The sequence below is a fragment of the Streptomyces sp. NBC_00237 genome, from assembly GCF_026342435.1.
Classification (GTDB): domain Bacteria; phylum Actinomycetota; class Actinomycetes; order Streptomycetales; family Streptomycetaceae; genus Streptomyces.
In genome coordinates this window covers 332,310-345,078 of the sequence record NZ_JAPEMT010000001.1, presented here as the reverse complement: position 1 = coordinate 345,078, position 12,769 = coordinate 332,310, and the positions used below count along the sequence as shown (strand labels likewise).

General features: G+C 69.0%; 9 protein-coding genes and 1 tRNA gene. 6 read left to right on the top strand and 4 right to left on the bottom strand.

Annotation, left to right across the window (positions count from 1 at the left end; translation table 11 throughout):
* Positions 1–61: 61 nt before the first annotated feature.
* Both OG897_RS01335 and OG897_RS01330 read right to left on the bottom strand, forming a co-directional pair.
* Positions 62–1,789 carry a glycosyltransferase gene (locus OG897_RS01335; RefSeq protein ID WP_266652017.1) on the bottom strand — a complete coding sequence of 576 codons (1,728 nt, stop codon included), beginning with the start codon at positions 1,787–1,789 and terminating at the stop codon, positions 62–64.
* A 131-nt stretch (positions 1,790–1,920) separates the two neighbouring features.
* Positions 1,921–2,003, bottom strand: a tRNA-Leu gene (locus tag OG897_RS01330).
* A gap of 310 nt (positions 2,004–2,313) precedes the next feature.
* On the opposite strand from OG897_RS01330, the gene OG897_RS01325 reads away from it, so the two are divergent.
* The 6 genes from OG897_RS01325 to pknB all read left to right on the top strand — a co-directional run bounded on the left by OG897_RS01325 (position 2,314) and on the right by pknB (position 10,470).
* Positions 2,314–3,165, top strand: coding sequence for a DUF3662 and FHA domain-containing protein (locus OG897_RS01325; RefSeq protein ID WP_266652015.1), 852 nt, complete (start codon positions 2,314–2,316; stop codon positions 3,163–3,165).
* A 10-nt stretch (positions 3,166–3,175) separates the two neighbouring features.
* Entirely contained in the window at positions 3,176–3,691 is a 516-nt protein-coding gene (locus OG897_RS01320; RefSeq protein ID WP_189822498.1) for an FHA domain-containing protein, read from the top strand.
* A gap of 150 nt (positions 3,692–3,841) precedes the next feature.
* Positions 3,842–5,335 carry a Stp1/IreP family PP2C-type Ser/Thr phosphatase gene (locus tag OG897_RS01315; RefSeq protein ID WP_266652012.1) on the top strand — a complete coding sequence of 498 codons (1,494 nt, stop codon included), beginning with the start codon at positions 3,842–3,844 and terminating at the stop codon, positions 5,333–5,335.
* A 15-nt stretch (positions 5,336–5,350) separates the two neighbouring features.
* The gene (locus OG897_RS01310; RefSeq protein ID WP_266652010.1) at positions 5,351–6,736 is read left to right on the top strand and encodes an FtsW/RodA/SpoVE family cell cycle protein; all 1,386 of its coding nucleotides are present in this window, start codon (positions 5,351–5,353) and stop codon (positions 6,734–6,736) included.
* Positions 6,733–8,193, top strand: a complete 1,461-nt coding sequence (locus tag OG897_RS01305) for a penicillin-binding protein 2 (protein ID WP_266652008.1) — start codon at positions 6,733–6,735, stop codon at positions 8,191–8,193. Before OG897_RS01310 ends, OG897_RS01305 begins: the two co-directional genes overlap by 4 nt.
* Positions 8,194–8,472: 279 nt before the next feature.
* Positions 8,473–10,470, top strand: coding sequence for a Stk1 family PASTA domain-containing Ser/Thr kinase (gene pknB / locus OG897_RS01300; protein ID WP_266652006.1), 1,998 nt, complete (start codon positions 8,473–8,475; stop codon positions 10,468–10,470).
* 128 nt (positions 10,471–10,598) lie between these two features.
* Here pknB and OG897_RS01295 read toward each other — a convergent pair whose 3' ends face one another.
* A complete protein-coding gene (locus OG897_RS01295; protein ID WP_266652003.1) occupies positions 10,599–11,330 on the bottom strand; it encodes a class E sortase in 732 nt (243 codons plus the stop codon).
* Between the two features lie 66 nt (positions 11,331–11,396).
* Positions 11,397–12,701: a class E sortase gene (locus OG897_RS01290; RefSeq protein WP_266656480.1), complete on the bottom strand. Its 1,305-nt coding sequence runs from the start codon at positions 12,699–12,701 to the stop codon at positions 11,397–11,399.
* Positions 12,702–12,769 lie beyond the last annotated feature (68 nt).

Here is a 12,769-nt window from a genome sequence, read left to right as displayed (position 1 = left end):
AGGTGCTCGGAAAAGACGGAGCTGGACAGCGACGTCGGACCGCACAGCGACGGCGGACCGCTCAGAAGCGCACGCTCCACACCGTCGCCGCACCCGCCGACCCGCCCTCCACCGCCGGCATCCGCAGCGGCGTCGCCGGGCGCCCGTCGATCAGCTTCCGCACCCCGGCCGCCCCCGGCTGCAGCCGCCCCTTCGCGAACCGTACGAAGCTCACCCGCGTCCCCTTCGGGACCTGGGCCGCCCGCTCCCCCGCGTACTTCTCCTCGTACTGGCGGTACGTCATCGCGTCACACCCCGAGTACCAGCCGAACTCCGGCTCGTACCCGGTGACGATCAGGCATCGCTCGCCGTCCTCGGCCGCCAGCGCCCTCGCCACCGGCACCGTCGAGACACCCAGCTTCGTCGGCCCCGGCATCGCCCCGTGCGCCACCACCTGCGTCGTCCCGAGCACCGTCACCGCCGCCAGCGCCCCCACGCACATCAGCACCCGGGGCGCCCACGCCCGCGTGAGCTCCGCCACCGCCTGCACCCCGAGCACGGTGAGCAGTGTCACCGGCAGGTACACGAACCGGGGCTCGCCGTCGGTCGCCACTCCCAGCACCACGAACACCAGCAGCGCCGAAGCCCCCAGGAACACCCGGCGCCGGTCATCGGCACGCACACCAGAAGCGGCCGCACCGCCCTTGCGCACCCGCCGCCACGCCGCGAACGCCGCGCACACACCCGCCGTCATCACGACAGCGCCCAGGTCACCGGCCAGCCGGTACGGGAAAACACTCAGGTAGTAGACGAACCCGTCGCCCACGTACTCCCGGTTGGCCTGCGAGGTCGCCGACAGGATCATCCCCAGCGGCTTCCCGGTGCGCTCGGTGGCGTACACGAAGTGCGGAACGAGCCCCACCACGAGCACGCCGACCGCCGCCCACAACCGCCACCCGAGCGCCCACCAGGCCCTCGGCCCGTACGCGAAAACACCCGCAAGAGCCACGGCCAGGAGGTTTCCCACCACTCCGTACCGCATATAGAAGGCTGCGAGCACCACAAGAGGCGCCAGCCAGAGCGCCCGTGCACCCGCCTTCGTCCCGGCCTGCTCCAGCGACCGGACCAGCAGGAACACCACGATCAGGAGCAGTGCGGTCGACCCGATGTCATTCAGGTACTCCGGCATCCGGCGCAGGAACCCGAGCCCGCTCAGCAGCACCAGGACCGCCACCAGCGCCCGCCGCGGCGTCGTCCACGCGCGTGCCACCAGGTACGTCGTGCACAGCATCAGCAGCGCCAGTACGAGGGTCACCGCGCGCAGCGCCCCCATGCCACCGCCGGACGCGTACCCGTCGTACCCCGTCACCCACAGGGCGATCGCACCGAGCGCGGGCAGGCCCACGGGCCGGTAGACGCCCCAGCCCGCGTCGGGCGTTCCGTCGAACCAGAAGCGCGCCTTGTTCGCGTAGACGGCCTCCTCATGACCGAGGTACGGCTCGAAGTCCTGGAGCCAGGCCCACACGGCCGCGGTGACGACCAGCACCACCACGACGTACGCCCAGACCGGAACCCGGCGCAGCCACTTCTCCGCAGCTGTCCAGAGCCCGGGAACTCCTTCCGCACCCGGCCCGTTCTCACTCCACCAGGGCTTCGCGAGCAGCCACAGCACCGCGGCGAGCAGCAGACAGGGCCACGGCTGCCAGCCGGGCAGCCAGCCCCCCAGGCCCACGGCGAGCATCACCTGCTGCGCGGCAGCCAGCCCCGTCAGCACCCCCGCACCGACACCGAACAGCCTCGACCGCGCCACAACCGCCTCCGACCAGCACACCGTCAGACCGCCCGCCCTGATCAACGGGCCGATCCGCGTCCGGACGTCCCGTGTCCGGACATACAGAAACGGGCCCCACCGTTTTCACGGTGAGACCCGAATCTCAAGAGTGCGCGAGGGGGGATTTGAACCCCCACGTCCCTAAGGACACTGGCACCTGAAGCCAGCGCGTCTGCCGTTCCGCCACTCGCGCATGAGTGATGTCGTTCGATTCCCCGCACTGGTTTGTGCGACTGCTTGGCGACAAGAAGAAGATTAGCACGCTGGTCGGGGTGGGTTCACACGCATAGTTTCCGGGGACCCGCCAGTGGAACGCCGACCTCCGGCACCCACTCCTCAAGGGAGGAGCGCACGTGCGGGACACTGTCAGGAAGCCACCTCTACGATCCCTTGTGAGGGGTGACACTCATCGACTGGGCGGACAAGGGGAACCAGCCGTTTTCCCGGCGCGTGGATACGATCAGTAAGCAGTACCAGGACGACAACGACGGAGGAGGTGCCCCATGGGAGTCCTGAAGCGTTTCGAACAAAAGCTCGAAGGCATGGTGAACGGCACCTTCGCCAAAGTCTTCAAGTCCGAGGTCCAGCCCGTCGAGATCGCCGGCGCCCTTCAGCGCGAGTGCGACAACAACGCGACGATCTGGAACCGCGAGCGGACCGTCGTCCCCAATGACTTCATCGTCGAGCTCAGCGCCCCCGACTACGAGCGCCTGAGTCCGTACTCCGGCCAGTTGGGCGACGAACTCTCCGGCCTGGTCCGCGACTACGCGAAGCAGCAGCGCTACACCTTCATGGGACCGATCAAGGTTCACCTGGAGAAGGCGGACGACCTCGACACCGGTCTCTACCGCGTACGCAGCCGCACGCTCGCCTCCAGCACCTCCCAGGTCGCCGCACCCGAAGCGGGACCGGGCCCCGGCGCCCCCTCCGCTCCGCGCGGCGGCGGCGCGTACGGCTACCCGCAGCCCACCTCGGGCGGCGCACCGCCGATGCCGCCGAGCCCGCCGGGCGGCGGCCGCCCGGCCGCCGCGGACCGCAGACCTCCTGCGGGCCCCGGTCCGATGCCCGGCGCGCAGATCCGGCGCTGGATCGAGATCAACGGCACCCGCCACCAGATTTCCCGTCCCACCCTTGTCATGGGCCGCAGCACCGAGGCCGACGTACGGATCGACGACCCCGGCGTCTCCCGCCGGCACTGCGAAATCCGTACGGGCACACCCGCCACGATCCAGGACCTCGGGTCCACCAACGGCATCGTGGTGGACGGGCAGCACACCACCCGCGCTACGCTCCGCGACGGCTCGCGGATCGTCGTGGGCAGCACCACCATCGTTTACCGGCAAGCCGAAGGGTGAAGCGGGGGCAATGTCAGAGCTGACCCTGACGGTCATGCGGCTAGGTTTCCTAGCCGTCCTGTGGCTATTTGTAATCGTGGCCGTCCAGGTCATCCGCAGCGACCTGTTCGGCACACGTGTCACGCAGCGCGGCTCACGCCGCGGCAATGCGCCCGACACGCGTGCCCAACAGCAGAACACCGGGGCGGGCCGCCAGGCCGCGCCCCCGCAGCAGCAGCGCCAGCGCCGCGGCGCACCGACCAAGCTGGTCGTCTCCGAGGGCAGCCTCACCGGAACCACGGTGGCGCTCCAGGGGCAGACCATCACGCTCGGCCGCGCGCACGATTCGACGATCGTGCTGGACGACGACTACGCGTCCAGCAGGCATGCCAGGATCTACCCGGACCGCGACGGCAACTGGATCGTCGAGGACCTGGGATCCACCAACGGCACCTACCTCGACCGGAACCGGCTCACCACGCCGCAACCGATTCCGCTGGGCGCACCGATCCGCATCGGCAAGACCGTCATCGAGCTGCGGAAGTAGTACGACAATGAGCGAGCGGAGCGAGCGAGCCGCAGCGGCCCCGGCACAGGGCCCCCGGGTCCTGTCCAGGGTCCCGAGCGCGCTCTCGACCGGAGGGTGGGCAGTGTGGCTCGAAACCCGGTGTACCCGGAGCCGACGGGCGAGGTGCGTATGAGTCTGTCCCTGCGCTTCGCCGCCGGATCGCACAAGGGCATGATCCGCGAGGGGAACGAGGACTCCGGCTACGCCGGTCCCCGGCTCCTCGCGATCGCCGACGGCATGGGCGGCCAGGCAGCCGGTGAGGTCGCCTCCTCCGAGGTGATCTCCACGCTGGTCCAGCTCGACGACGACGTACCCGGGTCGGACATCCTGACCTCCCTGGGCACGGCCGTGCAGCGGGCCAACGACCAGCTGCGCATGATGGTCGAGGAGGACTCCCAGCTGGAGGGCATGGGCACCACGCTCACCGCCCTGCTGTGGACAGGCCAGCGCCTGGGCCTCGTACACGTCGGGGACTCCCGCGCGTACCTGCTGCGCGACGGCGTCCTCACCCAGATCACGCAGGACCACACCTGGGTACAGCGGCTCGTCGACGAGGGCCGCATCACCGAGGAAGAGGCCACCACCCACCCACAGCGCTCCCTGCTGATGCGCGCGCTGGGCAGCGGTGACCACGTCGAACCCGACCTCTCCATCCGTGAGGTGCGGGCCGGCGACCGCTATCTGATCTGCTCCGACGGCCTGTCCGGCGTCGTCTCCCACCAGACGATGGAAGAGACGCTCGCCAGCTACCAGGGCCCGCAGGAGACCGTCCAGCACCTCATCGAGCTGGCGCTGCGCGGCGGCGGCCCCGACAACATCACCTGCATCGTGGCCGACGTCCTGGACGTCGACGGCAACGACACCCTCGCGGGCCAGCTCAACGACACCCCGGTCGTGGTCGGCGCGGTCGCCGAGAACCAGCACCAGCTGCACGACACCGGCGCCATGCAGACCCCGGCCGGCCGGGCCGCGGGCCTCGGCCGCCCCGCGCCGCAACAGCCCTCGGGCAGCTTCGGCCCCGCGGGCAGCGGCGGCGGGTACGGCGGCAGCATGCCCGACGACACCTTCGACATGTACAACGGCGAGGACTTCGTGAAGTCCCCCGGCCGCAAGTGGTTCAAGAGATCCCTGTACCTCGTGCTCGCGCTCGGCGTCGTCGGCGGCGGTCTGTACGGCGGCTACCGCTGGACCCAGACCCAGTACTACGTCGGCGCCAACGCCGAGCACGTCGCGCTCTACCGCGGTGTCGACCAAGAGCTTCCGTGGGTCTCCCTCTCGAAGATCGAGAAGGACCACCCCGAGATCGAACTCAAGTACCTCCCGGACTTCCAGTCCAAGGAGGTCAAGGAGTCGCTGCCCGCGAGCGACCTCGCCCAGGCACGCGAAAAGGTCGAGAAGCTCTGGCTCCAGGCGTCCGCCTGCAAGAAGAAGTCCGAGCAGCGCTCCGCGCCGCCGCAGGCACCGGCCAAGCCCGATCCGGCCAAGTCTCCGGACGCCAAGGACGGCACCAAGAAACCGCCGAACTCGCCCACCCCCACTTCGAGCGCCCCCGCTCCCGGTCCCACCCTCTCCGAGGAAGAGCAGGAACTGGCCTCGCAGTGCGGTAAGCCGGCCACACCGTAGGGGGCCCACACCACCATGAGCGTTGTCACCAACACGACCACCATCGGCGCGATCGAAGCACCCAGCAGGCGCAACACCGAGCTGATCCTGCTGGCGTTCGCCGTGATCATTCCCGTCTTCGCGTATGCCAACGTAGGGCTCGCGAAGGACGGCACACTGCCCACAGGCATGCTCGGGTACGGAGTGGGCCTCACCCTCCTCGCCGGCATCACGCACCTGATGATGCGTAAGTTCGCCAAGTACGCGGACCCGCTGATGCTGCCGATCGCCACCCTGCTCAACGGTCTGGGCCTGGTCTTCATCTGGCGGCTCGACCAGGAGCCGTCTCTGGGGAAGGCCATGGCGCCCAACCAGCTGATGTGGTCGACCGTCGGCGTCGCCCTCTTCCTGGCCGTACTCCTGGTCCTCAAGGACCACCGCGTGCTCCAGCGCTACACGTACATCTCCATGGTCGTGGCGCTGGTGCTGCTGATCCTGCCGATGTTCTTCCCCGGGGTGAACGGCGCCAAGATCTGGATCTCCATCCCCGGCGTCGGTTCGCTGCAGCCGGGAGAGTTCGCCAAGATCATCATCGCGATCTTCTTCGCGGGCTATCTGATGGTGAAACGCGACGCCCTCGCGCTGGCCAGCCGCCGCTTCATGGGCATGTACCTCCCGCGCGGCCGTGACCTCGGCCCGATCCTCGCGATCTGGGCGCTCAGCCTGATGATCCTGATCTTCGAGACCGACCTCGGCACCTCGCTGCTCTTCTTCGGCCTCTTCGTGATCATGCTGTACGTCGCCACCGAGCGCACCAGCTGGGTCGTCTTCGGCCTCACCCTGAGCGCGGCCGGCGCGGTCGGCGTGGCCTCCTTCGCGTCCCACGTCCAGACGCGTGTGCACAACTGGCTGAACCCGCTGGAACTCGCGTCCAACGGCGGTGTCACCGAGACCGCACAGGCCATGTTCTCCTTCGGCTCCGGCGGACTCTTCGGCTCCGGCCTCGGACAGGGATACTCCAAGTTCATCCTGGGCATCGCCCCCAAGAGCGACTACATCCTCGCCACCGTCGGCGAAGAGCTGGGCCTGACCGGCCTGATGGCGATCATCCTGCTGTACGGCCTGCTCATCGAGCGCGGCATCCGCACGGCACTCGCCGCCCGGGACCCCTTCGGCAAGCTCCTCGCCATTGGTCTCTCCGGTGCCTTCGCCCTCCAGGTCTTCGTCGTCGCGGGAGGCGTCACGGGCCTCATCCCGCTGACCGGTATGACGATGCCGTTCCTGGCACAGGGCGGCTCGTCCGTCATCGCCAACTGGGCCCTGGTGGCCATCCTGCTGCGCATCAGCGACACCGCGCGACGGCCCGCCCCCGCCCCCGCCCCGTCCCCCGACGCCGAAATGACCCAGGTGGTCCGACCGTGAACAAGCCCCTGCGCCGGGTCGCCATCTTCTGCGGAATCCTGGTCCTCGCCCTTCTCGTCCGCGTCAACTGGGTCCAGTTCGTCCAGGGCGACAAGCTCAAGACCCACACGGACAACCGCCGCGTACTCGTGGAGCGCTACGCCCACCCTCGCGGCGACATCATCGTCGACGGCAAGGCGATCACCGGATCCGTCGAGGCCAAGAGCGGCGACCTCAAGTACAAGCGCACCTACAAGGACGGCCCCATGTGGGCCCCCGTCACCGGCTTCGCCTCCCAGGTCTACGGAGCGACCCAGCTGGAGAACCTGAACGACGGCATCCTCACCGGCACCGACGACAGGCTCTTCTTCGACCGCACGCTCTCCCTCTTCACCAACGAGGAGAAGAAGGGCGGCAACGTCGTCACCACCCTCAACGGCGACGCCCAGCGCGCCGCCTACAGCGGCCTGAAGGGCAAGAAGGGCGCCGTCGCCGCCCTCGACCCCAAGACCGGCAAGATCCTCGCCCTGGCGAGCACCCCCTCGTACGACCCCTCCAAGATCGCGGGAATGGGCGACGGCGAGGAGTGGAAGAAGCTCGACAAGAAGGTCAACCCGGACGACATCTCGCTCAACCGGGCACTGCGCCAGACCTACCCGCCGGGCTCGACCTTCAAGGTCGTCACGGCCGCCGCGGCGCTGGAGCACGGCCTGATCAACGACATCGACACCCCGACCAAGACGCCGCTGCCGTGGATCATGCCCGGCACGACGACCCCGCTGAAGAACGAGGGCACCATCCCCTGCGAGGACGCCACCCCGCGCGTGGCGCTGCGGTGGTCCTGCAACACCGTCTTCGGCAAGCTCGGCTCCGACCTCGGCGCGGACAAGATGAAGGAGACGGCGGAGAAGTTCGGCTTCAACAGCGAGCAGTTCACCCCGGTCCGCTCCAACGCGAGCGTCTGGCCCAAGAAGCTGAACCCCTCGGAGACCGCGCTCTCCTCCATCGGCCAGTTCAACACCGCGGCCACCCCGCTCCAGATGGCCATGGTCACGGCCGCCATCGCCAACGACGGCAAGCTGATGACGCCGTACATGGTCGACAAGCTGACCGACCCCAACCTGGACGTCGTCAAGCAGACCGACCCGGTCGAGATGAGCCAGCCGCTCTCCGGCGACAACGCGCAGAAGCTCCAGCAGATGATGGAGACCGTCGTCAAGGAGGGCACCGGCACCCGGGCCCAGATCGACGGCGTCACCGTCGGCGGCAAGACCGGCACCGCCCAGCACGGCGTGAACAACGAAGGCAACCCGTACGCCTGGTTCATCTCGTACGCCAAGACCGACAAGGGCTCCCCGGTCGCCGTCGCGGTCGTCGTCGAGGACAGCGAGGCTGCCCGTGGCGACATCTCCGGTGGCGGTCTCGCCGCCCCCATCGCCAAGAGCGTCATGAAGGCCGTCCTCGACCGCGCCAAGTAGACCCGCAGCGCAGGCGCAAGGACGGAAGCGGGGGATGTTTCACGTGAAACGGTCTGAATGGTGAGCGATGTTTCACGTGAAACATCCCGAAGGCCACACGGCCCGGCGTGACCCCCATCACCCGGCCTCACCATTCATGCACGTTGACGTACCGGTCAGGTATCAGGTGACGGTCGCGGGCCGACCGGGTGCGGACCGCCCGGTACCGTATGCGCGAACAGCACACCGCCGGACCACGCACAGGTGCGGTCGGGACAGACGGAGAGGGCTGGATTAGCTATGGAAGAGCCGCGTCGCCTCGGCGGCCGGTACGAGCTGGGCTCGGTGCTCGGCCGTGGTGGCATGGCCGAGGTCTACCTCGCCCAGGACACCCGGCTCGGCCGCACCGTCGCTGTGAAGACGCTCCGGGTGGACCTCGCCCGTGACCCGTCCTTCCAGGCCCGGTTCCGCCGTGAGGCCCAGTCGGCCGCCTCGCTCAACCACCCGGCGATCGTCGCCGTCTACGACACCGGCGAGGACTACGTCGACAACGTCTCCATCCCGTACATCGTGATGGAGTACGTCGACGGATCGACCCTGCGCGAACTCCTGCACTCCGGGCGCAAGCTGCTCCCCGAGCGCACCCTGGAGATGACCGTCGGGATCCTCCAGGCGCTGGAGTACTCGCACCGCGCCCAGATCGTCCACCGCGACATCAAGCCGGCCAACGTCATGCTGACGCGCACCGGCCAGGTCAAGGTCATGGACTTCGGCATCGCGCGCGCCATGGGCGACTCCGGCATGACGATGACCCAGACCGCCGCCGTCATCGGCACCGCCCAGTACCTCTCCCCGGAGCAGGCCAAGGGCGAGCAGGTCGACGCGCGCTCCGACCTCTACTCCACCGGCTGCCTGCTGTACGAGCTGCTGACGGTACGGCCCCCCTTCATCGGCGACTCGCCGGTCGCGGTCGCCTACCAGCACGTACGGGAAGAACCGCAGCCCCCGTCGAACTTCGACCCCGAGATCACGCCCGAGATGGACGCCATCGTCCTCAAGGCGCTGACCAAGGACCCCGACTACCGCTACCAGTCGGCGGACGAGATGCGCGCCGACATCGAGGCGTGCCTCGACGGGCGGCCCGTCGCCGCGACCGCCGCCCTCGGCGCGGTCGGCTACGGCGGTTACGACACGTACGGCAGCAACGACCAGCCCACCACCGCCCTGCGGCAGACCGGCCAGGGCGGCCAGACCGCGATGATGCCGCCCGTCGGCAACGGCGGAGACGGCTACGGGAACGGCAACGGCCCCGGCGGCCACGACGAGCAGCAGGGACGCCGCCGCCAGCAGCAGCCCAAGAAGAGCAACACCTCGACGATCCTGCTGGTCGTCGCGGGCATCCTGGTCCTCGTCGGCGCGGTCCTCATCGGCAACTCGGTCTTCAACGGCAAGGACAAGGTCACGGACAAGGCCGTCCCCCAGCTCGTCGGTGACGACTTCGAGGCCGCGAAGAAGTCGGCCGCCAACGTGGACATGACCCTCAAGCCCACCAAGAAGCCCTGCAAGGGCGTGGACCCCGGCAAGATCTGCGCGCAGAACCCGAGTACCGGCAGCTTCCCCAAGGGCACCGTCATCAACGTCGACGTCTCGACCGGCAACCCCAAGGTCGAGGTCCCGGACGTCATGGAGCAGACCCAGAAGCGGGCCACCGAGCGGCTGACCAAGGAACGCTTCGTCCCCAAGGTCAAGGAGCAGGAGTCCACCGCGACCGAGGGCACGGTCATCGACCAGACCCCCAAGGGCGGTCAGTCCGTGGAGGAGGGCTCCGACGTCACCATCGTCATCGCCAAGAAGAAGACGACGACACTCCCGAACCTCAAGGGCCAGACGTACGAGAACGCCGTGACGACGCTGAACAACCTCGGCTTCACCAACGTCAAGAAGGCCGAGCAGGAGTCCGACGCGGCGCCCAACACGGTCGTCTCCCAAACCCCTGAGGCCAACACCAAGGCCCTCCCCGGCACGGGCATCCTGCTGATCGTCGCCAAGGCCAAGGAGACCCAGCCCCCGCCGGACGCGGAAACGGTAGTGATCCCCGGCGACCTCAACAAGAAGACCGTCGGAGAGGCCAGGGGCATCCTCGAAGGTCTGGGGCTCCGCGTGGTGGTGCCCGAAGGCACCCCGGACGACGCCAAGGTCGTGGGCTCCACCCCGGGTGCCAACAACACCGTCCCCAAGGACAGTGAAGTCAGGCTGTTCGCCATGCCGGGCACCGGCGGAGGCAGCATCTTCGACTAGCCCCGCACCGGAATCACCCGGAGCACCAGCGGCACGCAGAAGGGCCCCCGGCACACACCGTGCCGGGGGCCCTTCTCCGTGCAGCCGCTCGCAGGGCCGTACGAAACAGCCCGAGGGGACCGTACGGACTACCTCAGCTCCGCCGGGGGTGTCCGCTTCGCGTTCACGCGCTCCGTGCGCTCCAGCTCGCCCCAGACGATGTAGCGGTACTTCGACGTGTACACGGGCGTGCACGTCGTCAGCGTGATGTAGCGGCCCGGCTTCGTCTTCCCGGACTCCCTGGGGACCGGGTCCAGCACCTTCACGTTGTACTTCGAGGTCTCCGGCAGGGAGGCGTACACCTTGTAGACGTACCAGGTGTCCTTCGTCTCGAAGACGATCGAGTCGCCTTCCTTCAGCTTGTCGATGTTGTGGAACTTCGCCCCGTGCCCGTCCCGGTGCGCCGCCAGCGAGAAGTTGCCCTGCCTGTCCGACGGCATGGCGGCCTTGACCGGGTCCGTGTAGTAACCCGCGATGCCCGCGTTGAGCGCCTTGGTGGAGGTGCCCTTGCGGACCAGCACCTCGCCGTTCTTCATCGCGGGCACGTGCAGGAAGCCGAGCCCGCCCTTTATGTCGATCTCGCCGGGCGCACCGCTCTCCCACTGGTTGCGGACGTCGTCACCCTGCTTGCCCGCCTCGCGGTCGGCCAGGACGTTCGTCCACCACAGCGAGTACGCCACGAAGAGGCCGAGCACCAGCCCGGCGGTGATCAGCAGTTCGCCGAAGACGCTGATCGCACCCGCGATCCGCCCGCGCGTCCCCGAGGTCCGCGGCGGCGCGGACTCCCCCGACCGCTCGTCCTGCTCGGTACTCGCTGCCACCGCACCTGTCCCTCGTGTCTGGATCACCGGCTCCACCGGCCCCGGCGGTCGCGTTCCACCGCGCCGTCAGCCGCCGAGCGCCGTCGGCATGCCCTTGCTCCGGGGGCGCTCCTCGACCATCTTGCCCCAGACGATCAGCCGGTACGTGCTGGTGAATTCCGGGGTGCACGTCGTCAGAGTGATGTAGCGGCCGGGCTTGGTGAAGCCGGAGCCCGGCGGCACCGGCTGGATGACCCCGACGTTGGACGGCGGGGTCTGCGGCAGCAGCGACGTCATCTCGTACGTGTAGAAGGTGTCCTGCGTCTCCACGACGATCTTGTCGCCCTTGACCAGCTTGTTCACGTAGCGGAACGGCTCGCCGTGCGTGTTGCGGTGGCCCGCGACCGCGAAGTTGCCCTGCTTGTCGCCGGGCATCGCCGTCTTCAGCCCGCCGTCCGCGTAGTGGCCGACCATGCCCCGGTCGAGCACCTTGTGCTTGTCGATGCCCTCCGCGACCGGCACCTTCACGTCCAGCTTCGGGATGTGCATGATCGCGAAGCCCTGGCCCGGCTCGAACGCCCCGGCGGGCTTCGCCCCGTCCTTCTTCGCCTTCTCCCACCCGTCCTGGAGGCTGTGCGTGGCGCCGTCGGCCTGCATTCCGGCCCGGACGTTGGTCCACCAGAGCTGGTAGGTCACGAAGAGCAGCATCACTACGCCGAAGGTGATGAACAGTTCCCCGACGAGTCTGCTGACGACGACCCCGGTGCTCTCCTTCGCCGCGGCTCCCGCAGGCGCCCGGCCCTTGGCCCCCTTCGCCCCCTTGCGGCGCTCGGCCCTGCCGCCGGTGCGCACGGGCTCGGGAGCACCGTCACGGTCGCCGTCGTCCCCCGGGCCGACCGGGCCGCCCGAGCCGTCGGGCTCGGTCGCGTACGCGAAGTCCGGCTCCGGTTCGGCTATTCGCCGCTGCGGCGGGGCGTCGTACCCGCGCGGCTCCGGCACGTAGGCGTGCGGCTCGGGCAGGTACGGCTGCTGTTCCGGTACGTACGCCTGCTGCTGCGGCGCGTACGGAGCGGCCTGCTGCTGCGCCGGTGTGTACGGGTCCTGCTGCTGCCCGTACCAGTCGCGCCGGTAGCCCTCCGGGTCGTACCACTCCTGCGGCTCCTGCCGAGGCGGGTACTGCTGGTGCGGGTACTGCTGCTGGTGCGGGTACTGCTGGTGCGACGGGTGCTGCTGCTGCGGCACCTCAGGGGCGCTGTACGCCCCGTAGACGTCCTCGGGCCCCCCGTAGGGCTCCTGGACCCAGCCGGTCGGCTGCTGGCCCGGCAGCGGATCGTTCAGCGGGTCCGCGAGCCGGTCCACCGCCGCCCCGAGGTCTCCCTGCGCCCCGTACACCTGCTGCTGCGGGTCGTACCCGTTCCCGTACCCGGGGCCGTAGCCCTCCAGCGGAACGCCGTACGCGT